This is a genomic window from Stakelama saccharophila (genome assembly GCF_032229225.1).
GTDB lineage: Bacteria > Pseudomonadota > Alphaproteobacteria > Sphingomonadales > Sphingomonadaceae > Sphingomonas > Sphingomonas saccharophila.
In genome coordinates, this window is sequence record NZ_CP135076.1 from 725,001 (window position 1) to 747,323 (window position 22,323).

Consider the following 22,323-nt stretch of genomic DNA (forward strand, 5'->3'; position numbering starts at 1 on the left):
GCGGCGGGGCGGCACCTGCTGTTCACGCCCGGTATCCACCGGCTGGCCGAACCCGTGCGCGTCACCCGGCCCGATACCGTCGTGCTGGGCCTCGGCCTCGCCACCCTGTTGGCGGAACGCGGCGCGACGGCAATGACCATCGCCGACGTGCCCGGCGTCGCGCTGGCCGGACTGTTGTTCGATGCCGGGCCGGAAGTGTCGCCGGTGCTGCTCGAAGTGGGGCCGCGCGGCGCGCGCGGCGATCATGCCGGCAATCCGGTGTCGCTGTCCGACCTCTTCTTCCGGGTCGGCGGCGCGACGCCCGGCCGGGTCGAGACCTGCTGCGAAATCAACAGCCATCACGTCATCGGCGATCACCTGTGGATCTGGCGCGCCGATCACGGCGACCGCGCCAATGGCCGCGTGCATGTCGGATGGGAAGACAATACCGCCGATCAGGGGCTGGTGGTCAACGGCGACGACGTGACGATCTACGGCCTGTTCGTCGAGCATTTCCAGAAATACCAGACGCTGTGGAATGGCGAGCGCGGCCGCACCTATTTCTATCAGAACGAACTGCCCTACGATCCGCCGAGCCAGGCGGGGTACATGGCCGGGAACAGGCGCGGCTATGCTGCCTATAAGGTCGCCGATCATGTCGACCATCATTTGGCGGTCGGCATGGGCATCTATGCCAATTTCACCGCCGATCCGTCGATCGTCCTGGAAAGCGCGATCGAGGCGCCCGAAAAACCTGACGTGGTGTTCCGCGATGTCACCACGATTTCCCTGGGTGGCGGAAAGGGGACGATCGCCCATATCGTCAACGACGCCGGCGCAGCGGCAAGGAAGGGCGCCATTCGGCAAACCTTGGTGCGCTATCCGCCCGGATGATCGGCGCTCAGCGCCGGCCGCGCACCCGAAGGACCAGCAGCCCGCCGCACAGCGCCAGCCCGGCGAGCGCGAGCAATGCCGCGTCGAAATCGTCCGGCGTCGCCAGCGACCAGGTGACGATCGGTCCGATCAGCGAGGGAAGGGTATTGGTCAGGTTGAGCAGGCCGAGGTCGCGCCCGCGGTGGCGCGGGCTTGGCAGCAACTGCATGGCGAAGGCGGAATGCAACGCCAGGAACGTGGCGCTGCCGGCGGCATAGGCGCCGAAGGTCAGCGCCCCCGCCGTCGGCCCTGTCGCAAGCGCCATGCCGATCAGGCCGAGCATGGTCAGCACCGACAGGCCCAGCAGGAACGGCTTGCGCCGGCCGATTCGGTCGGAAATCCTGCCGATCAGGATGGCGACCGGCACCGGCACCAGATAAGCCAGCATCAGTACATGGCTGACATGGACGGGCAATCCCGGCTGCGGATCCGGCGACAGGCTCTCGAAATAATAAAGCAGATAAAGCGACAGGACCGCGCCCGCGATCTGCACCAGAATACGCGCGCCCCAGGCGATCGCCAGGTCGCCCTCCAGCATCTGGCGCCTGAGCGGCGTATCGACCGGCTCGGGAATATGCCGGGCGGGCGTCAGCATCAGTGGCACGATGCACGCGGCCAGCGCCGCGAACACGATCGCCAGCCGCATCGCTTCCGACAGGCCGTCGATCCGCAGCACGGCCGCGGCCACGCCCGCGGCGACGGGATAGCCGAGCGCGAGCAGCCCGCCCGCCACGCCTTTCTGCGCATCGGGAATCTCGTCCGCCATAATCGCGAACAGCGGCGCCAGCGCCATGTTGATCGCGGTCTGGAAGCAGGCGACCGACACGATGATCGCGACGGGGTCGGCCGCGGCGGCGAAGCCGGCATAGGCAAAGGCGGTGGCGATCAGCCCGCCGGCGATCCAGCGCCGCCGGCCGCCGCCGCGCGCCAGCGACCGGTCGCTCAGCCAGCCGAACAGGATGTTGGACAAGCTGGCCGCCACGGCGCCGGCGACCAGGCAGGCGGTGAAGATGCCGAGCCGCAACTCGCCCGTCACCGCTTCCACCTTCATCGGCAACAGGAAGGACAATAACGGCAGATAGCCGATAACCCCGCCGGTATAGGCAAGTCCGTACAGAAGCACGAAGCGCATCGGTTGCCGCTCGACAACCGGCACGGCGCGGCGCCCGGTCGGCCTGGGGACGATTCGGAACGGCATTGCCCAGGATTTGCCCGCGCGGCCGACGGTCGGCAACCGCCGGAATCGCTCCGCCGCGTCCGAATTCAGGTCACGGCTTCATCGTCATCGGGTCGAGCGTCGCCTCCACCATCAGGTCGCGGTCGGCCGCATCGTGCGCGATCGCCACCCGATAGTCGCCGCCGGCGATGCGCCAGCCGGGCATGTTGTGGTCATATTCGGCCAGGACGCGCGGTTCCGCCGTCACCGTAACCCGCTTCGTCTCACCGGGCTTCAGCATCACCCGGCGGAATCCCGCCAGGCGCATCGGCATGTCGCTGCCTGCGCGCTTCACATAGACCTGCGCCACGTCCGCGCCGGCGCGCCCGCCGCTGTTGGTCACGTCGAACGATACCGTCAGCGACTTGCCGCCCATCGCCTTCGCATCGCCATAGGTGAAGCGGGTATAGCTCAGGCCGTGCCCGAACGGGAAAAGCGGCGTTGCCTCCGTCTTCTCGTACCAGCGATAGCCGACATCGCTGCCCTCGACATAGTCGACGGGAAAGCTCTGCAACTGATAATCCGACGCGTCGGCCGGATTGGCCGCCGCCTGCGCCTCCAGGCTGTTGAGGCGGTCCAGCCCCACCGGCTCGGGCCGCGGCGCCTGCGACGGCGATTTCGGGAAGGTGATCGGCAGATGGCCCGAAGGATTGACCCTGCCGGTCAGGATGCCGGCGATCGCCTGCCCGCCTCGCTGGCCGGGATACCAGGCCTCGACCACCGCCGGCACCTTCTCGATCCACGGCATCAGCACCGGCCCGCCGGTCTCCAGCACCACGGCGGTCTTCGGCTGCGCCTCGGCGACCGCGGAAATCAGCGCGTCCTGATGATAGGGTAGCGACAGGCTTTCGACATCCTGTGCCTCCGTCGCCCACTGAACCGCGAATACGATCGCGACGTCCGCCTCGCGCGCGGCCTTTTTCGCGCCCTCCACGTCCTGCTGGTCGACCCAGGTGATCTGGGCATTGGGCATCGCTTGGCGCAGCGCCCTTAGCGGCGAAGACGCATGATAGGTGATGCGCGCGAACGACGATGCCGCGCCGGAGGCGAGCGGAATTTCGATCGGCGCGCCGCCGACAGAGCGTACCTGGCTGGAGCCGCCGCCCGACAGCACGCCCTTGTCGGCATGGCCGCCGATCACGGCGATCTTTCGCACACCGTCGAGGGGCAGCAGATCGCCGATATTCTTCAAAAGGACGATGCCCGCCTCGGCCGCCCGCTCGGCGACCTTTGCATGGGCGGCATAATCAATTTTCTGCGCGGTCTTCGGCGCCGGCGTGTCATAGGCGCCGGTTTCGATCAGCCCGGTCAGATAGCGGACGACCATCTGGTCCAGCCTTGCTTCGGACACCGCGCCCGATTCGACCGCCTGTTCGAGCGGCGGGCCGAAATAGATCCTCTTGTCGAGTTCCTGCCCCGATTCCTGATCGAGCCCGGCATTGGCGGCCTTCACTGTTGAATGGACCGCGCCCCAGTCGCTCATCACCCAGCCGCGATAGTCCCAGTCGTCGCGCAGCACGTCGGTAAGCAGATGCGCGTTCTCGCACGCCCAGTCGCCGTTGATCTTGTTGTAGGCGCACATGACGGAACCGGGCCGGCCTTTCTCGATGGCGATCTGGAACGCCAGCAGGTCGCTTTCGCGAAGCGCGTCCTCACCGATCCGCGCATCGAGCACCATGCGGCCCGTTTCCTGCGAATTCAGCGCGAAATGCTTCACGGTGGAAACGATGCGGTTCGACTGGATGCCGGCGATGTGCGCGCCCGCCATGGTGCCGGCGAGCAGCGGGTCCTCGCCCAGATATTCGAAATTGCGGCCGTTCCAGGGGTCGCGCGTCAGGTTCACTCCGCCGCCCAGCATCACGTTGAACCGCTTGGCCCGCGCTTCCGAACCGATCATCGCGCCGCCGGCACGGGCGATATCGGGATCGAAACTGGCGGCGGTGGCCAGACCGGAGGGCAGGGCGGTCGCCACATCGCCCTTGCGCTGTTCGACCTGATTGGCGACGCCCAGCGACGCATCCGTCTCGCGCACCAACGGCACGCCCAGGCGGGGAATGCCGTCGATATGGCCGGCCGACGGGATCAGCTCATTGTCCGTCTTGCCCTCTGCCATCGGCGGGAAGAGGCCGTGCACCAGCGCGATTTTCTCGTCGCGTGTCATCTTTGCAACGATCGCTTCGGCACGGCTCCGCGCCTGCGTCGTCGCGGATGTGTTCGCCGCCGTCTGGGCGGCGCCGCCGCCGGGTGCACACACCGTCAGCGCACAGGACGCCACCAGTGCGAACCGCAGTTTCTTCGCCATGTTCAGCCCTTCTCCTGTTCGGCCCCGAGGCCGTTCCGTATCGTTTCCGATGACCGGTTCCGGTCGTGGCGGCCTTCGGGCCCGCCGGCCGGACGGGTGCCGGGCGGCGCGCCAACCCCGATCCGGGCCGCTGCCGGAGTTACTTGACAGGACGAACGAAACCGCGCAAGTGAACGTTCTCAATATTTCGAGACGCGGGCTCAGCCGCGCCATGACAGGGGAGGACGATATGCGCAGCGTCAGCGCTCGCTCGGTTTCGCGTTGGATCATTTCGGCTTCGACTCTGGCGATCGCCGCCGTGCCGGTAACGGCATTCGCGCAGGACGCCGGAGATTCGTCGACCTCGTCGACGATGGGGATGCAGGGCGATTCCGAAATCCGCAATCAGGACAATGCCGCCGACGATCAGGCCGTCGGCACCGAAATCGTGGTTACCGGCATCCGCGCCAGCCTGCGCGAATCGATGAATATCAAGCGTGAGGCGCAGGGCGTCGTCGATGCCATCTCGGCCGAGGACATCGGCAAGTTTCCCGACACCAATCTCGCCGAATCGCTGCAGCGCATTACCGGCGTGTCGATCGATCGCTCGAACGGCGAGGGTTCGACCGTCACCGTTCGCGGCTTCGGCCCGGAATATAATCTGGTGTTGCTGAACGGACGGCAAATGGCGACGTCGACGCTGGGCAACGGCCTCGGCGCACCGTCATCGCGGTCCTTCGATTTCGCCAATCTCGGGTCGGAGGGCGTCAAGGCGGTCGAGGTGTACAAGTCCGGCCGCGCCTCGATTCCTACCGGCGGCATCGGCGCGACCATCAACATCCTGACGCCGCGGCCGCTCGACCGCCCAGGGCTACGCGGCAGCATTTCCGCCAAAGGGATTTATGACACCACCCGCAACGGCGACACGCCGGTAACGCCCGAAATCTCGGGCGTGATCAGCGATACCTTCATGGACGGCCGGCTGGGCATCCTTGTCAGCGGCGGCTATTCCAAGCGCAAGGCGAGCACCGATCTCGCGCAGATCGACGAATGGCGCGACGGCTATCTCGGCTCCGAGAACAACTGGGGCTCGCTCGCGCAGGAAGGGGATCCGCGCTATGACAATATCGAGAATCGGCCGGGGCCGAACGACGTTTACGCGGTGCCGCAGGGCGCGTCCTACATTCTGAACGATATCGATCGTGAGCGCATCAACGGTCAGGCGGTGCTGCAGTTCAAGCCGATCGATTCGCTGACGGCGACCGTCGATTACACCTATTCGCGCTACACGCTGGAGACGCATACGAGCAGTGTCGGCATCTATTTCAACCATAACGACACATCGAGCGCCTGGGGCGACGGCCCCGTCGCCGACCCGATCTTCTATTCCGAGCATTTCGGCGCGGACGAAGGCAAGGATCTGGCGTATAGCGGCGCGCAGACGTCCAACCGCAACGAGAACCAGGACATCGGCGCCAACCTGACCTGGGAAGCGCCGGGCGGGGTGACGATGCAGCTCGACGCGCACCGCTCGACCGCGACGTCGAAGCCGACCAACGTCTACGGCAACTCCATGTCGGTGGGCACCTCGATCTTCGGAATCGAGGATCAGGGCATCAATTTCGAGCATTACGCCCCGGTCATCTCCTACGACATGTATGACGGCATCGATGCGCTCGATCCCTCGCTCATCACGCCGACCGGCAACGCCTTTCGCCACTCCTATTTCCACGACCGTCTCGATCAGGTCATGCTCAAGGGGCATTACGATCATGGCGGCGATTTTCTGGATAGCCTGGACTTCGGCGTTACCTATACGGACAACAAGGTGCGCTCGGCCTATGGCTATATCCAGAACGACACCTGGGGCGGCGCGGGCCCGGCTTCCGACATTCCCGACGACATCTTCACCAAGGTCACGATTCCGGACAAGTTCGACGGGCTGGGCGGCATAGACGATCCCGACGCGATCAAGAGCTATTATAAATTCGATTTCGACCGGCTGGTCCCGCTGCTCGACGAGCTGTACGGCGTTTGCGGCGGCGACGGGAACTGCCTCGCGGACTTCACGCAGGACCGCCACATCACCGAAAAGACGCTGGCCCCCTATCTGCAGGTGAATACCGCCTTCGACTTCCTGGCGGGCGAAGCGCATCTGAGCGCCGGTCTCCGCTATGAGACGACAACGGTCGATTCCTCGGCCGTGGTGCCGGTGCCGACCGGGACGAAATGGATTTCGGCGAACGAGTTCAACGTGATCTTTTCCGATCAGACGGAAGTCACCCGGTTCAAGGGAAGCTATCAGAACTGGTTGCCGGCGATCGATTTCGATGTCGAACCGATCCGCAACGTGAAGCTGCGCGCATCATACAGCCACACCATCGCACGGGCGAGCTATTCCGACCTGCAGGGCGGCCGCTCCCTCGATCAGCTCTTCCGGATCGGCAATGGCACCGGCAGCGTCGGCAACCCGGGGCTGTTGCCGTACAAGTCGAAGAATATCGACCTGTCGGCGGAGTGGTATTACGGGCCGTCCAGCTACATCTCCATCGGCTGGTTCCACAAGAATGTCGAAAACTTCATTTCCAACACGCGGGTCGACGACAATTATTACGACCTGACCAATCCGGGCGACGGTCCGCGCTACCGCGCTGCTGTCGCGGCCCTGCAGGCCGCCAATGAAGACGTCAATTCGACATCGGTCCGCAACTATATCTTCGCGAATTATCCGGACTCGGTGAACATCACGGGGACGGACGCCAATGGCAATACCACGGGCGACATCTTCGGCCTGCCCGAGGACGATCCGTTGATCTTCCAGATATCGACACCCGTCAACAATGACGAGACGGCCAACCTGCACGGCTGGGAATTCGCGGTTCAGCACAGCTTCTGGGATACTGGCTTCGGCGTCATCTTGAACTATACGATCGTCGATGGCGATACGACCTATGACAACACGCTGCCCGCCAGCCAGTCGCAGTTCGCGCCGCTGACCGGGCTCAGCGACAGCGCCAACGCCGTCGCCTTCTACGACAAGGGGCCGCTCCAGGCGCGCGTCGCCTATAACTGGCGCGACGAGTTCCTGTCCGGCAGCGGGCCGAACCCGACCTATGTCGAGGCCTATGGCCAAGTGGACGCAAGCGCGAGCTTCGAGTTCATGCCGGGCACCTCGGTATTCGTCGAAGGCATCAACCTGACCGGCGAGAGCCGGCGCGGGCACCGGCGCTCGGACAACGCCGTCACCTTCGCGTCACCCGGTGCCGCGCGGTATTCGGCGGGCTTGCGCTTCGCCTTCTGATCGGCCGGAGAAAGGGGCTGGCCGGTTGGCATGAAGGGCGCTCTCGAAAGGGGGTGCCCTTTGTGCCATTATTTCGGACGGCCACCGATCCGTCGGCGGTCACGCGAGTGTATCCAGCGGTCGAGCAAGTATTTCCACCATGTCCCAGCATACCATCCTGACCCCCGACGCCCATCGCGACCTGCGCGTCCATAGCGGACATGGCGAGACCTATGGCGACGGGGTGATGTGCTGCGTCACGGTGCCGGACGAGTTTCGGCGTGTGCAGAACGAATATCCCATCCTGTTCCGGCTGAACCCGGATCGCGACAGCTTCGCCGCGCTCGCCATGTTCGGATTCGAGAATGGCGAGAATCTGTTCCTTGATGACGGGTGCTGGGATGCGCGCTATCGGCCGCTCGCGATGACCATCCAGCCATTCCTGATCGGCCGGCCGTCCCCGGAATCGCGCGAACGCCATGTGCATGTCGATATGGCCAGCCCGCGTATCGGCGCGGACGGCGACCTTGCGGTGTTCGACGCGGACGGCAAACCGACCTCGTATCTGGAGCGGGTGAGCGAGCAACTCGGCCAGCTCGATCGCGGCTATCAGGGCTCGGACGCGTTCTTCGCGGCACTTCGCCGGCATGACCTGATCGAGCCGCTGGCGGTGGAAATTCCGCTGGTCGACGGTTCGGTCAACCGGCTGGTCGGGTTTCACGCCATCAACGAGGACCGGCTGCGCGAACTCGACTCCGCGGCGCTCGCCGAACTGCATGGCGAGGGGCATCTGATGCCGGTCTTCATGGCGCTGGCCTCGCTTTCGAACCTTGATGCGCTGATCCGGCGCAAGAACCGGCGGATCAGCGATGGCTGAGGCGGATCCCGGCATCTTTCGCTCCATTCCGGCCGTTCGCGAGCGGCAGATCGCCGATGTCGCGCAACTCGACGCCGTACTGCGCGAGGCCGGCGAACCCTTCGTCGTGCGTGGCCTGGTGTCGGACTGGCCGCTGGTTGCCGCCGGCAAGCAGTCGCCCCGCGCCGCGCGGCGATATCTGCTCGACCACGCGCGCGCCATGAAGTTTACCGTCTCCGCCGGAGCCCCCGGCACCGACGGCAGGATGTTCTACGACGCCGCGATGGGGATGAATTTCCGCACGCTCCAGGCACCATTGCCCGAAATCTTTGCCCGGATCGATGCACAGGAAGGCAGGGCGGACGCCCACCCCATCTATCTCGCCTCGATCGACATGCACCGTTTCTTTTCCGGCCTGGCCGAGGAGAACCGCGTCGATCTGGGCGAGCGCAAGAGCCTCGACGGCATCTGGATCGGCACGCCGACACGGATCGCGGCGCATAACGACTTTCCCGACAATCTCGCCTGCGTCGCGGTGGGGCGGCGGCGCTTCACGCTGTTCCCGCCGGATCAGTTCCGCAACCTCTATCTCGGTCCCATCGACAACACGCCCGCCGGCCGCGCGATCAGCATGGTCGATTTCCACAATCCCGATTTCGAGCGTTTCCCGAAATTCCGCGAGGCGCTGGACCATGCGCTGGTGGCGGAAATGGAACCCGGCGACGCGCTGCATATCCCGTCCATGTGGTGGCACCATGTCGAGGGGCTGTCGTCGTTCAACGTGCTGGTGAATTACTGGTGGCGCGACACGCCGCGCTGGCTGGGCCAGCCGCAGAACGCGCTCAACCTCGCCCTCATGGCGATCCGCGACCTGCCCCAGGCGGAAAAGGAGCATTGGCGCGACCTGTTCGACCATTATGTCTTCCGCAACCGGCCCGAGGATGTCGAGCATATCCCCGAGGACGCGCGCAGCGTGCTTGCGCCCCTCACCCCCGAAAGCGCGGAACGCATCCGCGGTTTCCTGCTCCGGCAGTTGAATCAGTGAGGCCGGCGCAGCGTATCGTCATCGCCGGCGGCGGCACGGCGGGGTGGATGGCGGCGGCCGCAATTGCGCATACCATGGGCGACACGGTCGATCTGACGCTGGTGGAATCGGACGCGATCGGCACCGTCGGCGTGGGCGAATCGACCATCCCGCCGCTCGCCACCTATAACCGCGTGATCGGGGTGAAAGAGGCCGACTTCATGCGGGCGACCAGCGCCACGTTCAAGCTCGGCATCTGGTTCGACGGCTGGCGCACCGGTGCGGCGGACGACAGCTATTTCCATTCCTTCGGCCTGACAGGCAAGGATCACTGGTCCGCGGGCTTCCAGCATTTCTGGCTCCACGGCCGGGAAAAAGGCCATGACCAGCCCTATGACGACTATTGTCTGGAATTGGTCGCCGCGCGGGAGGGCCGGTTCGCCCACCTGCCCGACAACCGCATGAACTACGCCTATCAGCTCGATTCCACCGCCTATGGCCGTTTCCTGCGCCAGCTTGCGGAAAAGAACGGCGCCAGGCGGATCGAGGGAAAGATCGCGCAGGTGGACCTCCACGGCGAAAGCGGCGACATCGTCGCGCTGAAGCTCGAATCCGGCCAGCGGATCGAGGGCGACCTGTTCCTCGACTGCACCGGTTTCCGCGCGCTGCTGATGGAACAGGCGCTGCATGCCGGCTTCGATGACTGGACGCACTGGCTGCCGTGCGATTCGGCGATCGCGATCCAGACGGAAAGCGTCCGCCCCGCGCCGCCTTATACGCGCGCGATGGCGCACGACGCCGGGTGGCAGTGGCGCATCCCGCTGCAACACCGGACCGGCAACGGCCTCGTCTATTGCAGCCGCTATCTGTCGCGCGACGACGCGCTTGCGCGGGTGATGGGCAATATCGAGGGCGCGGCCCGGACCGAGCCCAACTTCCTGCGCTTCACCACCGGCGTCCGGCGCCGGCAATGGTATCGCAACTGCATCGCCATCGGCCTGTCGGGCGGGTTCATGGAGCCGCTGGAATCGACCAGCATCCACCTGATCCAGCGCGCGGTGCTGCGCCTTGTCCGCATGATGCCGGCAGGCCGGATCAGTGCGCGCGACATCGCCGAGTTCAACGATCAGCAGACGCTCGACATGGAGCAGATCCGCGACTTCCTGATCCTGCACTACAAGGTGACGCAGCGCCGCGACAGCGCCTTCTGGCGGCACTGCGCGGACATGGAGATCCCCGACACGCTGGCGCAGAAGATCGAACTGTTCCGCGAAACCGGCCGCGTCTTTCGCCGGAACGAGGAACTGTTCGCGGAAAATAGCTGGGTGCAGGTGATGATGGGGCAGGGCATCATGCCCGAAAGCCACCATCCCATCGCCGCCAAGCTCGGCGACGAAGAGCTGGACCGCCTGCTGACCGGACTTCGCCACGGTGTCGCCCGCACCGTCGAAACACTCCCCGCCCATGCCGATTATGTGGCGCGCTATTGCGGCGCCAGCAAAGCAGAGGCGGCCTGAGCGGCGGGGCATGGCGCGACGGAAACAGGCAGTCACGATCAAGCATGTCGCCGCCGATGCCGGCGTTTCGCTGCAGACCGTCAGCCGCGTCATCAACAAGGAACCCAATGTCCGCCCGGCCATGCGCGAACGGGTGCAGGCCTCGATCGAGAAGCTGGGCTACGTCCCCTCGATCGCGGCGCAGCGGATGAGCGGGTCGCGCTCCTATCTCATCATGGCGCTCAACGATCGCGAGCGCACCATCGCCGACTGGGAAAAGCGCGAGGGCACCGACTGGGTCGACCAGATGATGTTCGGCGGGATGCTGACCTGCGCCGAACACGGTTACCGCCTGATCGTCGAACTGATCGACACGCATAGCGACCATATCGAACGCGAGCTGCTGGCCGCGATCGCCGCGCTGCAGCCGGACGGCGTGATCCTGACGCCGCCGCATTCGCAGAACCGGCAGATCGTCGACCTGCTCGACGAGCACAACATCACGATCGCGCGCATCGGATCGCTGACGGGCGGACCGGGCCTGCGCCTGACGATGGACGACGAACGTGCGGCGCGGCTGGCGACGGAACACCTTCTGGCGCTCGGCCACACCCGCGTCGGCTTCATTGCCGGCTCGCCCGAATACGAACTGAGCGCGTGGCGCGTCGACGGGTGGCGGACGGCGATGGCGGCGGCAGGTCTCGATCTCGAGGGGTTGCTGGCCGAAAGCGATTTCAGCCTCGCATCGGGCGAACGGGCGGCGGTGCGGCTGCTGGACGGCGACGCGCCGGCGACGGCCATCATCGCCAGCAACGACCAGACCGCGCTCGGCCTGCTGAACGTCGTGCGGTCGCGCGGTCTCGACGTGCCGGACGATCTGTCGGTCATCAGTTTCGACGACACGCCGGTCGTCCGCTTCGGCTATCCGCCGCTCACCGCGATCGAGCAACCGATCGCGAATGTCACCGCACGCGCCGTCGAACTCATCATCGCGGCGCGGGCGGGCGAGAAGCCCCCGGCATCGCCGCAAGTGGTGCCGGCAGGCCTGGTCGTGCGCGAATCGACGGCCGCGCCGAAGCGCCGTCGCTGACGCAGCCGAACAATCACGGAAAGCGAGCTGATCCGGAAATCCAGAGGTGGGTTCGGTCGACTTTGAACGCGTGCCGGGCCTTGTGCTCCCGTGAAGGCGGGAGCCCAGCCTGTGTCCCCGCCACCGGGTCTCGTCAAAATACTCCTTTGATGGGTGCCCTTCGCGAACACACAAGATTCCGAACCTTTCCGAAAGTTCGGGCTGATCGTGTGCAAAGCCGATAGCATTCGCCTCAAGGACGGCCTCCGTTTCCGTCGGCCGTTTCGATCAGCCGATATTCCGACAGGATGCGGCAATTCTCGTGGACGCCATCGGCCCCGTGCGCAACGCAGCACGTTCGGCCGCGGCGTTGCCGTGCCGCCATATCAGTACGTCAACGATGCCGCTTTGTGCACGCTCGTCTTTCCGTCGGGGCCGGTCACGGCATAGGTAAAGCCGGGCATCAGCGAAAAGGCGCCGACCCCGCCGTTGCGGCGCGATGGCGATCGCCGTGGCGCTCACCAACACCGGACGGGTGCCGACGCTCAATGCCAAGCTGACGCTGGTCAACGCGGTGAACAAGCGCATTCTGGCCCGCGCGCGGTATTTGCGCCGTTGCCGTCGGCGTGTACACCGCCGCCAGGATGATGCCGGCGGGACGTCGGGTCGCGAAACAGGGAGATGATGATGGGACGGATGCTGGCCTTCGGCGAAGTGATGCTGCGTCTGTCGCCGCCCGATCGTCAGCTCCTCCTCCAGACTCCCGCACTCGATGTCTGGACCGCGGGTGCGGAGGCGAACGTCGCGACCGCGCTGGCGCTGCTGGACCATGACGTGGCGCTGGCGACGGCGCTGCCCGAAAACGCGCTCGGCGACGCGGCCGAGCGGACTCTGCGCGGGCTCGGCGTCGACTGTCGGCATGTCCTTCGGCGGCCGGGGCGGATGGGATTATACTACGTCACGCCCGGCGCCGGATTGCGGCCGACCGATGTCATCTACGACCGCGCGCATTCCGCCTTTGCCGAGGCGCCGGTGCGCGCGTGGGACTGGGACGCGCTGCTCGACGGCGTGGATCACCTGCATTTGTCGGGCATCACCCCGGCGCTGGGGCCGGTACCGGCGGAGGCCGCACTGGCGGCGGTCGAGGCGGCCGGCGCGCGCGACATCACCATTTCGTTCGACGGCAATTACCGCGCGCGGCTGTGGAAACGCTGGGACAGCAATCCGCGCGCCGTCCTTTCCAGGCTGGTGGGGGCCGCGCACATCCTGTTCGGCAACCACCGCGACATCGCGCTGCTGCTCGACCGCGATTTCGGTGGGGAGGGCGAGGATCGGCGCCGCGCATCGGCCGATGCGGCGTTCGCCGCCTTTCCCAGGCTGCGCATCATCGCCTCGACCGCGCGGCATGTGGTCGATTCCGGCCATCACCGGCTGTCGGCACGCATTGACGCCCGCGACGGTCACGCGCAGACGCAAGAGATCGCGCTGACGGGCATCGTCGATCGCATCGGCGGCGGGGACGCCTTTGCAGCCGGGGTGCTGGACGCCTTGCGGAACGGACGGTCGATCGAGGCGGCGGCGGCGAACGGGCTGGCGCTCACCAGCCTGAAGCATTCGCTGCCCGGCGACGCCAGCCTGTTCCGGCGCGCCGATCTGGACGGGTTCGTCGCCGGCGGGGTCGACGTGAAGCGCTGACGGTGCGTGCGGGCCAGGATGGAATGCGGCTTTCGGCCCTTCGATTTGGCGGTGTCGCATACGCACGGTGATCTGTTCGTCGGGAATGACAGCGGCGCGCGATGCCGGTACGATCGGCTCCAAAAGCAGACAGGAGAGAAAGAGCATGACCGCCGCCGCTCCGAAACTCTATCGCGCGATCATTGATACGCTGCAGGAAGAGATCACGAGCGGTAAGTACCGGCCCGGCGAACGGTTGCCGCCCGAACGCGAACTGGTCGAGCGGTTCGACGTAAGCCGCCTGACGCTGCGCGAGGCGATGATCGGCATGGAGATCATGGGGCTGGTCGAGGCGCGCCGCGGCTCCGGCGTCTATGTCACCGAACGGCCGGGGGCGACGGTATCGCCGTCCGACCTCGACATCGGCGCGTTCGAACTTACCGAGGCGCGTCGGCTGGTCGAGGGGGAAGCGGCGGCGCTTGCGGCGGTGACGGCCGATCCCGCGGACGTCGCGGAGCTGCGCGAAATACTCGACCAGATGATCGCGGAGAACGAGCGGGAGCTGCACGATGAGGTCGCCGATCGCGATTTCCACCTGCGCATCGCCCAGGCAACGCGCAACGCCGCGATCGTGCTGTTGATGAAAACGCTGTGGGATGTGCGGCACCGGTCGCCACTGTGCGAGAAGATGCTCGAACGGTCGCGGCGCTCGGGGGTGAAGCCACGCATCGACGATCACCGCGCGATCGTCGATGCCATCGCCGCGGCCGATGCGCATGGCGCGCGCAAGGCGATGCGGGATCATCTCGGCCGGGTGATCGACAACCTGCTGGCTGCGACGGAAATGGACGGGATCGAACGGGTCAGGGCGGAGGCGGCCGAGCTTCGCGAACGGGCCGGGCGCTTCGCCGCGATATAGGACTTGGCGACCACGCCTGCCTGGCCGCCGTGCCTGTGCAACCTGCCTGATAACTTCGGCGTCGTGATGGCGCCCGAACGGAATCGGGGATCGGATGCATGACGGCAAGCGACGGGCGTGTCGCAGGGATGTTGCCGCCGCGATCCGCATTTGCGACGTGCGCGTGATCGTCACCTGTCCGGGATGCAATTTCGCCACGCTCAGGAATGCCGCGCGCTTCCTCATCACGGTCGTGCGGCGCACGGGCGCCTCCATCCCGCGGCCGGGCGGATGTTGCAATCGGGCGCACACCGACTAGACCGCCGACGATGCTCGCGCTCGGCTGCCTCTTCCCGGTCCTGTTCTTCATCGGCGGCGCGATTCTCGGTGCGATCTGGTTCGGCGAGCAGGGCTCGATCTGGGGCGCGATCGCCGGACTGGTGCTCGGGACATTGGCGCCGCTCGTGATGTTCTGGGCCTTTGCGGGCGCGCGGAAGAAGAAGACCGACAAGCGCTGACGGGCGGCCGCGCCTTGCGGAACAGGACGTTCCGTTCGTGCGGCTCGAGTTCGGTCGCCCGCTCCATTTGCAATGGCGGACCCGCTCACCCTTTCCCAAACCGCCCCCCCTTGCTACAGGCTCGCCTCGAATCTCGTATTCGCCAGTTTTCCGCCAGCGTATCGGCGTGGAGGACCTCTGATCAGCGCGGCTCCTTCGGGCCAGCGGCCGGTCACGGACCCTCCCGCCGATCCCAGCGTTGGCAAGGCAACAGACAAGGGAAGGAACACCCCGATATGACCGCCATCGGCAAGGACACGCTCGGCACCCGCGACACGCTAAAGGTCGGCGGCACGGAATATGCCTATTACTCGCTGGCCAGGGCCGCGGAAAAGCTCGGCGACATCTCCCGCCTGCCCTTTTCGATGAAGGTGCTTCTCGAAAACATGCTGCGCTTCGACGACGGCACGACCGTCACGCCCGAGGACGCGCAGGCCATCGTCGACTGGCAGAAGGACTGCCGCTCCGACCGCGAGATCCAGTATCGCCCCGCCCGCGTCCTGATGCAGGACTTCACCGGTGTTCCCTGCGTCGTCGACCTCGCGGCGATGCGCGACGCCATCAAGACGCTGGGCGGCAATGCCGAGAAGATCAATCCGCAGGTTCCCTGCCATCTCGTTATCGACCACTCGGTCATGGTCGACGAATTCGGCACGCCCAAATCGTTCGAGCAGAATGTCGAGCGCGAATATGAGCGCAACGGCGAACGCTACGAGTTCCTCAAATGGGGATCGAAAGCGCTCGACAATTTCAAGGTCGTGCCCCCGGGCACCGGCATCTGCCATCAGGTCAACCTAGAATATATCGGTCGCGGCGTCTGGTCGTCGGAGGACCCGGACGGCAACCCCGTCGCCTATCCCGACACGCTCGTCGGCACCGACAGCCATACCACGATGATCAACGGCCTCGGCGTGCTCGGCTGGGGCGTCGGCGGTATCGAGGCGGAAGCGGGCGTGCTCGGCCAGCCGGTTTCCATGCTGATCCCCGAAGTGGTGGGCTTCAAGCTGACCGGGAAGCTTAACGAGGGCATCACCGCCACCGACCTCGTCCTCACCGTCACGCAGATGCTGCGCAAGAAGGGCGTGGTCGGCCGTTTCGTCGAATTCTTCGGTCCCGGCCTGCATGCGCTGACGCTCGCCGACCGCGCGACGATCGCCAACATGGCGCCCGAATATGGTGCGACGTGCGGCTTCTTCCCCATCGACGAAAAGACGATGGAATATATGGCGCTCACCGGCCGCGACGAGGAAACGATCGCGTTGACCGAGGCCTATTGCAAGGCACAGGGCATGTGGCACGATCCCGAGGGGCAGGACCCGGTCTTCACCGACATGCTCGAACTTGACATGACGACCGTGCATGCCAGCCTCGCGGGGCCGAAGCGTCCGCAGGACCGGATTGCGCTGCCGCAGGTCGACGACGCGTTCAACGGCGACCTTGAAAGCGTGTACAAGAAGTCCGCGCCCGCACGCGTCGATGTCGAGGGCCGCGATTACGACATCGGCGACGGCGACGTCGTCATCGCGGCGATCACGAGCTGCACCAACACCTCCAACCCGGCCGTGCTCGTCGCCGCCGGCCTGGTCGCGCGCAAGGCCAACGCATTGGGGCTGAAGACCAAGCCCTGGGTGAAGACCTCGCTCGCGCCGGGCAGCCAGGTCGTCACCGACTATCTCGACAAGGCGGGGCTGACCGACGACCTCAACGCGCTCGGCTTCAACCTGGTGGGTTATGGCTGCACCACCTGCATCGGCAATTCGGGGCCGCTGGCCGAGCCGATTTCCAGGGCGGTCAACGAGGGCGACATCGTCGCCGCCTCGGTGCTGTCGGGCAACCGCAACTTCGAAGGGCGTGTCAGCCCGGACGTGCGCGCCAACTTCCTGGCTTCGCCGCCGCTCGTCGTCGCCTATGCGCTGAAGGGTACGGTGACCGAGGACATGGAAAGCTCGCCGATCGGCCAGGACAAGGACGGAAACGACGTCTTCCTGAAGGACATCTGGCCGACGAACCAGGAGGTCGCCGACATGGTGACCGCCAACATCAACGACGAAATGTTCCGCGACCGCTACGGCGATGTCTATAAGGGCGACGAACACTGGCGCCGCATCGATGTAGAGGGCTCGAACACCTATCAGTGGAACCCCAGCTCCACATATGTTCAGAATCCGCCTTATTTTGAAGGGATGACGATGACCCCGGCGCCCGTGTCGGACGTCATCGAGGCGAAGCCGCTGGCGCTCCTGGGCGATTCGGTCACGACCGACCACATCTCGCCCGCCGGCGCCATCAAGGCGGACAGCCCGGCCGGCATCTACCTGCAGGAACATCAGGTCAGCCGTCAGGAGTTCAATTCCTACGGCTCGCGGCGCGGCAATCACGAGGTGATGATGCGCGGCACCTTCGCCAATATCCGCATCAGGAACGAGATGGTGCCCGGTATCGAGGGCGGCGTGACCAAATATGAAGGCGAGGTCATGCCGATCTACGACGCGGCGATGCGCTACAAGGCCGACGGCACGCCGCTGGTTGTCGTCGCCGGCAAGGAATACGGCACCGGTTCGTCGCGCGACTGGGCGGCCAAGGGCACGATCCTGCTCGGCGTGCGCGCCGTCATCGCCGAGAGCTTCGAGCGCATCCACCGGTCGAACCTGGTCGGTATGGGCGTGCTGCCGCTGCAGTTCGCCGAGGGCGTGACCCGCAACACGCTGAAGCTCGACGGATCGGAAAGCTTCACCATTCGCGGCATCACCGATATTCGCCCGCGTCAGGAGGTCGAGGTGACGCTGACCCGCGCCGACGGCTCCAGCGAGACGTTCATGACGAAGTGCCGCATCGATACGGCGAACGAGCTTGACTATTATCTCAACGGCGGCATCCTGCATTATGTGTTGAGGAAACTCGCCGCTTGAGACCGGCCCTCGGCCTGTTGATGCTTTTTGTCGCCGGGCCGGCGCTCGCCGCGTCGGCACCGGTGGACAATCCGCGCTCGTTGATGGGGCGCTGGTTCATCCGGCATGACAAGGCGATCGTCGCCATCGAACCGTGCGGCAATGCGCTGTGCGGGCGCGTCGAACGTGTGCTGGACAAGGATTTCCCCGAATACGACGTCAACAATTCGGACGCGAGCAAGCGTGATCGGCCGGTCGAGGGCATCAACGTGCTGTTGCAGTTCACCCCTGACCGCGACGACGGGGTGTGGCGCGGCGAGATCTACGACCCCAAATCGGGCCATACCTACCGCTCGCTGATGCAGCGCAAGGGCGCGAAGCTGGAAGTGAAAGGCTGTGTCGGCCCGTTCTGCAAGACGCAGATCTGGCGCCGCGCACCCTAGGTCAAAGCTGCCGGACGCGGCGATAATCGACCCCCGCCGGAATATCGGGACTATGGACTTGCCGGGATGATCGCGTGAAGAAGCCGCTTACCGTCGCACAATTGACCGAATTCGGCCGCGTTCAGCTTTCGCGTACCTTTTTCATGCGCGATTTTCTCTATTCCGACATCGCCGAGATCTACAGGATCTCGAACCTGCCCGACGATCCCGACCTCGCGATCGCCGCCGGCACCCGGCTGTGCCAGGACCTGCTGGAGCCGTTGCAGGATGCCTTCGGCCGGATCGCGATCCGCTCGGCCTATCGCTCGGCAGAGGTCAACGCGACGGGCCATGCAAAGGGGCACAATTGCGCGTCGAACGAGCGCAACGCCGCGCATCATATCTGGGATCAGCGCGACGCCAGGGGGCATATGGGCGCCACCGCCTGCATCGTGGTGCCGAGCTTCGCCAACCGCTTCGACCGGCCGGGCGACTGGAAGCGGCTCGCCTGGTGGGTGCACGATCACCTGCCCTATTCGACGATGGAATTCTTCCCCGTCCGCTGGGCCTGCAACCTGTCCTGGCACGAAGCGCCGGCGCGGATGATCTTCAGCCACGTCCCCAATGATCGCGGCTATCTGACCAAGCCCGGCATGGACAATCACGAAGGCGATCACAGCGCCGAGTGGCGGGAAATATTGCCGTAGAGGTACGTTCCCAGCGGTGAATGCCGTGCCGGACTCTCGGGCCGGTGCCTGTAGAGCCTCGTACCAACTCCACGCGCCTTTCCACCTTCCTTGCGCTCCCGCGCACCTCTCTTGTGCTCCGCGCACTTCCATTGTGCTCCCGCGAAGGCGGGAGCCCAGTCTGAGCGTGGCGGGACAGGGTTTCCGAACCTCCGAAAGCTCAGGCCGATCATGTGCAAATCTGACAGCATTCGCCTCCATATCCCCGGACCGGCGCCCGATCGGGCCGGCTGGTGGAATCCGCCAGCGCGCGCAAATGGCGGCCGGCCGCGGACGGGCGAGATCCCTGCGGGGTACAATCCGCCGCGAAAAGGGAACCGGTTGCCTCGCGCGATCATTGACGGCGCAGGCAACAGGGAGATGGATTGATGATCCGCTTGCATACCGTAGGATTCGGTCTTGCCGCCGCGACCGGGCTTTCGCTGGCGGCGGCAGGCTGCAGCACGACCACGAACGGCCCCATGGCAACGCAGCCCGGCGTCGCTGCGGGAACGGCCGCCACGGCACGGCTGATGACGGCGGACGGCGCGGATGTCGGCACCGCAACGGCGACGGCGCTTTCGGGCGGCGGGGTACGCGTGGCCGTCAACGCGCATGATCTGCCGCCGGGCGCGCACGGTGCTCATATCCATGCCGTGGGACGCTGCGACGCGCCCGATTTCACCTCGGCCGGCGGCCATTGGAATCCGACGGGCAGTCAGCACGGCGTCCAGAACCCGGCCGGCCCGCATGCCGGCGACATGCCCAATCTGCTGATCGGGACGAACGGCGAAGGCTCGCTGGCGGTCAACCTGCCGGCCGGCACCTATAACGGCCTGATGGACGCGGACGGCGCCGCCATGGTGATCCATTCCGGCCCCGACGACATGCGCACCGATCCTTCCGGCAACAGCGGTTCGCGCATCGCCTGCGGCGTCTTCATGCCGGAAGGGATGTGAGGGCCAGCGGTCGGGCGGCGGCTCAACCCAGGGCGTCGTCTTCGCGGTAGCGGATCTGCAGGTAGCGGTCGCGCGTGGCGAGCAGGTTGAGGTCCCCCTCGGCGAGCTGCTCGGTCATCTCGCCGATCTCTTCCTCGATCAGCTTCAGGCCGTCGGTCAACTGCTGATCGGGCGTCCGGCCATTGCGTTCCCTGCGGCGTAGCGGCTCCGGCACGCGTTCATAGCCCTTGATCAGTTCGGGCAGTTGCTCGCCCACCAACTTGCGAACCTCTGCGGCCGCGGGTTCGCGTTCGTCCAGCGTGGCGAGTTGCGGTGCCAGCGTCTCCAGCCTGACCCCGATCGAATCGACCAGCGTCCGCGCCGGCGCGGGCAAGGCGGGGCGACGCTTTTCCAGCCACTGCTCGGTCTGCACCGGCAGCGCCTTGAGCGGCGTCTGCGTCAGCGTTTCGACCGTCACCTCGGGCGCCAGCGGAAAGATGGCGAGCGCCAGGGTGGCCGCGATCAGCAGCGCCATGACCAGGAGCGCCCCGCCCATGCCCAGCGGCACCATCCAGCCGACGACCAGCGCGCCGATGACGATGGCGATGTCGGCCACCGCGATGCGGCCCAGCCGCCTCAGGATTTCCGCCTCGCGCCGCCGCTTCGATCGCGCTTTCAGCGAGGCATAGCGTTCCCGCGTGCGGTCGAGATACTCGCTGGACCGGGCGATCTGGCGGTCGACATCGGTCGGCATGGCGGCTTACATCTCCTCCAGCCGGAAGGGATTGTCGGCCTTTGCGCCGCTCTCGGTATTCTGCGCCGCGCCTTCCGCCCGGGCGATATAGCCCTTCGACTTCTCGACCTCCTTGTCGAGCGTCGTGACGGTGCTCTTCATCGAATCGAGCGCCTTCAGCTTGAAGGTGTCGATCGCGTCCATCGTGTCGTAGATGTTCTGGAAGGCGCGCTGCAGCGTTTCCATCGGGATGGTGGACGCCGCCGCCTGTTCGTGGATCTGCGCGGTCTGGCTCTTCAGCAGCTTGCCGGTCGAATCGATGATGCCGGCGGTCGTCGTGTTGAGCGCGGTGATCTGCTCCAGCACCAGTTTCTGATTGGTCAGCGCCTGCGCGACCGTGACGGCGGTGCGCAGCGCCGCGACCGTGGTGGTCGAGGCGCGGTCGACGCCCTTCACCAGTTCGACATTGTTCTTCTTGACCAGATCGAGCGCGAGATAGCCCTGCACCGTCACCGCCATCTGCGTCAGCAGGTCCTGATGCCGCTGCCGGGTATAGAACAGCGCCGTCTCGCGCAGCGCCTTGGCCTTGGCCGGATCGGTGGCGTCGAGGTCGTTCGCCTTTTCCTCGATCTTGCGGTCCATTTCGGCGGCGATATGGATCATCTGTTCCAGCCGCCCCATCGAGGCCCACAGATTCTGCCGCTCCACGTCGATCGCGGCATTGTCCATCAACAGCTCGTCCTTGCCGGAGGCGAGCGCCTTCAGGATCGAGGCGATATGCGTCTGCGACGATTTATAGCTGTCGAAATAGTTGCGCAGCTTGTTGCCGAACGGAATGATCCCGAACAGTTTCTTCGGCGCGGTCAGATTGCCCTTCCGGCCGGGGTCGAGATCCTCGATCGTGCGGCGCAGTTCGGCCAGGTCGGCGCCGACGCCCGATTCCTGGTCCATGGCGCGCACCGGGCGATCCAGGAAACGGTGCGACTGACCCGCGGCGTCGCGGATTTCCTTCTGCCCCATGCTGGTGATCTGGTCGACGCGCTTGCCGAATTCGGGCGAATTGACGTCCTGCGCGATCAGGTCGGCGATGAAGCCGTCGACCCGCTCGTCGAGCTTGGACCGCGTCTTTTCGTCGACGGGGACGAGGCCGGCGGCCTTGTCCGGGGAAACCTCGGGAACGGGTTCGGGCGCTTCCAGCACCAGATCCTTTTCGGCGGTGGCAGTATCGGTCGCCATGCAATCCCTTCCACGCAAAAATCGTCGCGAAACTAGATGATCCGATTTCGCGAAGGCTTCAACTGTTCTATCTAAATAATACAGCCGGTGATTTCAATGATTGCCGCCGAACGGCGGG

18 protein-coding genes (1 of these 18 cut by a window edge) are annotated in these 22,323 nt (G+C 65.6%); 14 read left to right on the plus strand and 4 right to left on the minus strand.

Annotated elements, in window-relative coordinates; all coding sequences use genetic code 11:
- On the plus strand, positions 1 to 873 hold the final stretch of the coding sequence (locus RPR59_RS03305; RefSeq protein ID WP_313916630.1) for an adenylyl cyclase. Its footprint begins 906 nt before the window's first position; 873 of the gene's 1,779 nt are visible here — the last part of the coding sequence; its start codon lies beyond the left edge, outside the window; it ends in the stop codon at positions 871 to 873.
- Positions 874 to 880: 7 nt separating this feature from the next.
- Here RPR59_RS03305 and RPR59_RS03310 read toward each other — a convergent pair whose 3' ends face one another.
- Positions 881 to 2,044 carry an MFS transporter gene (locus tag RPR59_RS03310; protein WP_313916632.1) on the minus strand — a complete coding sequence of 388 codons (1,164 nt, stop codon included), beginning with the start codon at positions 2,042 to 2,044 and terminating at the stop codon, positions 881 to 883.
- Between the two features lie 136 nt (positions 2,045 to 2,180).
- Positions 2,181 to 4,430 carry a beta-glucosidase gene (locus RPR59_RS03315; protein WP_313916634.1) on the minus strand — a complete coding sequence of 750 codons (2,250 nt, stop codon included), beginning with the start codon at positions 4,428 to 4,430 and terminating at the stop codon, positions 2,181 to 2,183.
- Positions 4,431 to 4,659: 229 nt separating this feature from the next.
- Between RPR59_RS03315 and RPR59_RS03320 the strand changes: the two genes are divergently transcribed.
- The 13 genes from RPR59_RS03320 (at position 4,660) to RPR59_RS03380 (ending at position 20,257) form a co-directional block, all read left to right on the plus strand.
- Positions 4,660 to 7,710, plus strand: a complete 3,051-nt coding sequence (locus tag RPR59_RS03320) for a TonB-dependent receptor (protein WP_313916636.1) — start codon at positions 4,660 to 4,662, stop codon at positions 7,708 to 7,710.
- A 139-nt stretch (positions 7,711 to 7,849) separates the two neighbouring features.
- Positions 7,850 to 8,566, plus strand: a complete 717-nt coding sequence (locus RPR59_RS03325; protein WP_313916638.1) for a SapC family protein — start codon at positions 7,850 to 7,852, stop codon at positions 8,564 to 8,566.
- Positions 8,559 to 9,590, plus strand: a complete 1,032-nt coding sequence (locus RPR59_RS03330; RefSeq protein ID WP_313916640.1) for a cupin-like domain-containing protein — start codon at positions 8,559 to 8,561, stop codon at positions 9,588 to 9,590. Before RPR59_RS03325 ends, RPR59_RS03330 begins: the two co-directional genes overlap by 8 nt.
- Before the next feature lie 47 nt (positions 9,591 to 9,637).
- A complete protein-coding gene (locus tag RPR59_RS03335) occupies positions 9,638 to 11,086 on the plus strand; it encodes a tryptophan halogenase family protein (protein ID WP_313918304.1) in 1,449 nt (482 codons plus the stop codon).
- A gap of 10 nt (positions 11,087 to 11,096) precedes the next feature.
- Complete coding sequence (locus RPR59_RS03340; RefSeq protein WP_313916642.1) at positions 11,097 to 12,155, plus strand: LacI family DNA-binding transcriptional regulator; 1,059 nt, start codon at positions 11,097 to 11,099, stop codon at positions 12,153 to 12,155.
- Positions 12,156 to 12,633: 478 nt separating this feature from the next.
- Positions 12,634 to 12,819 carry a hypothetical protein gene (locus RPR59_RS03345; RefSeq protein WP_313916645.1) on the plus strand — a complete coding sequence of 62 codons (186 nt, stop codon included), beginning with the start codon at positions 12,634 to 12,636 and terminating at the stop codon, positions 12,817 to 12,819.
- Positions 12,820 to 12,821: 2 nt separating this feature from the next.
- The gene (locus tag RPR59_RS03350; RefSeq protein ID WP_313916647.1) at positions 12,822 to 13,829 is read left to right on the plus strand and encodes a sugar kinase; all 1,008 of its coding nucleotides are present in this window, start codon (positions 12,822 to 12,824) and stop codon (positions 13,827 to 13,829) included.
- Positions 13,830 to 13,974: 145 nt separating this feature from the next.
- Complete coding sequence (locus RPR59_RS03355; protein WP_313916649.1) at positions 13,975 to 14,727, plus strand: FadR/GntR family transcriptional regulator; 753 nt, start codon at positions 13,975 to 13,977, stop codon at positions 14,725 to 14,727.
- Positions 14,728 to 15,035: 308 nt separating this feature from the next.
- Positions 15,036 to 15,224, plus strand: coding sequence for a hypothetical protein (locus RPR59_RS03360; protein ID WP_313916650.1), 189 nt, complete (start codon positions 15,036 to 15,038; stop codon positions 15,222 to 15,224).
- A 275-nt stretch (positions 15,225 to 15,499) separates the two neighbouring features.
- Positions 15,500 to 18,172, plus strand: a complete 2,673-nt coding sequence (acnA, locus tag RPR59_RS03365; protein ID WP_313916652.1) for an aconitate hydratase AcnA — start codon at positions 15,500 to 15,502, stop codon at positions 18,170 to 18,172.
- Entirely contained in the window at positions 18,169 to 18,594 is a 426-nt protein-coding gene (locus tag RPR59_RS03370) for a DUF2147 domain-containing protein (protein ID WP_313916654.1), read from the plus strand. Before acnA ends, RPR59_RS03370 begins: the two co-directional genes overlap by 4 nt.
- A 74-nt stretch (positions 18,595 to 18,668) precedes the next feature.
- Positions 18,669 to 19,280, plus strand: coding sequence for a hypothetical protein (locus RPR59_RS03375; protein ID WP_313916656.1), 612 nt, complete (start codon positions 18,669 to 18,671; stop codon positions 19,278 to 19,280).
- Positions 19,281 to 19,687: 407 nt separating this feature from the next.
- Positions 19,688 to 20,257: a superoxide dismutase family protein gene (locus RPR59_RS03380; protein ID WP_313916658.1), complete on the plus strand. Its 570-nt coding sequence runs from the start codon at positions 19,688 to 19,690 to the stop codon at positions 20,255 to 20,257.
- Positions 20,258 to 20,279: 22 nt separating this feature from the next.
- Here RPR59_RS03380 and RPR59_RS03385 read toward each other — a convergent pair whose 3' ends face one another.
- Both RPR59_RS03385 and RPR59_RS03390 read right to left on the minus strand, forming a co-directional pair.
- On the minus strand, positions 20,280 to 20,990 hold the full coding sequence (locus RPR59_RS03385) for an HAD family hydrolase (protein WP_313916659.1): 711 nt from the start codon (positions 20,988 to 20,990) through the stop codon (positions 20,280 to 20,282).
- A 6-nt stretch (positions 20,991 to 20,996) separates the two neighbouring features.
- Positions 20,997 to 22,205 (minus strand): toxic anion resistance protein, encoded by a 1,209-nt coding sequence (locus tag RPR59_RS03390; RefSeq protein ID WP_313916661.1) that lies wholly within the window; start codon positions 22,203 to 22,205, stop codon positions 20,997 to 20,999.
- Between the last annotated feature and the right edge of the window lie 118 nt (positions 22,206 to 22,323).

Excerpts from the sequence above, each read along its gene's own strand:
- RPR59_RS03310 (WP_313916632.1), bottom strand. The coding sequence starts at position 2,044 with ATGCGCTTCGTGCTTCTGTACGGACTTGCCTATACCGGCGGGGTTATC.
- RPR59_RS03315 (WP_313916634.1), bottom strand. The coding sequence starts at position 4,430 with ATGGCGAAGAAACTGCGGTTCGCACTGGTGGCGTCCTGTGCGCTGACG.
- RPR59_RS03320 (WP_313916636.1), top strand. The coding sequence starts at position 4,660 with ATGCGCAGCGTCAGCGCTCGCTCGGTTTCGCGTTGGATCATTTCGGCT.
- RPR59_RS03325 (WP_313916638.1), top strand. The coding sequence starts at position 7,850 with ATGTCCCAGCATACCATCCTGACCCCCGACGCCCATCGCGACCTGCGC.
- RPR59_RS03330 (WP_313916640.1), top strand. The coding sequence starts at position 8,559 with ATGGCTGAGGCGGATCCCGGCATCTTTCGCTCCATTCCGGCCGTTCGC.
- RPR59_RS03335 (WP_313918304.1), top strand. The coding sequence starts at position 9,638 with ATGGCGGCGGCCGCAATTGCGCATACCATGGGCGACACGGTCGATCTG.
- RPR59_RS03340 (WP_313916642.1), top strand. The coding sequence starts at position 11,097 with ATGGCGCGACGGAAACAGGCAGTCACGATCAAGCATGTCGCCGCCGAT.
- RPR59_RS03345 (WP_313916645.1), top strand. The coding sequence starts at position 12,634 with ATGGCGATCGCCGTGGCGCTCACCAACACCGGACGGGTGCCGACGCTC.
- RPR59_RS03350 (WP_313916647.1), top strand. The coding sequence starts at position 12,822 with ATGGGACGGATGCTGGCCTTCGGCGAAGTGATGCTGCGTCTGTCGCCG.
- RPR59_RS03355 (WP_313916649.1), top strand. The coding sequence starts at position 13,975 with ATGACCGCCGCCGCTCCGAAACTCTATCGCGCGATCATTGATACGCTG.
- RPR59_RS03360 (WP_313916650.1), top strand. The coding sequence starts at position 15,036 with ATGCTCGCGCTCGGCTGCCTCTTCCCGGTCCTGTTCTTCATCGGCGGC.
- acnA (WP_313916652.1), top strand. The coding sequence starts at position 15,500 with ATGACCGCCATCGGCAAGGACACGCTCGGCACCCGCGACACGCTAAAG.
- RPR59_RS03380 (WP_313916658.1), top strand. The coding sequence starts at position 19,688 with ATGATCCGCTTGCATACCGTAGGATTCGGTCTTGCCGCCGCGACCGGG.
- RPR59_RS03385 (WP_313916659.1), bottom strand. The coding sequence starts at position 20,990 with ATGCCGACCGATGTCGACCGCCAGATCGCCCGGTCCAGCGAGTATCTC.
- RPR59_RS03390 (WP_313916661.1), bottom strand. The coding sequence starts at position 22,205 with ATGGCGACCGATACTGCCACCGCCGAAAAGGATCTGGTGCTGGAAGCG.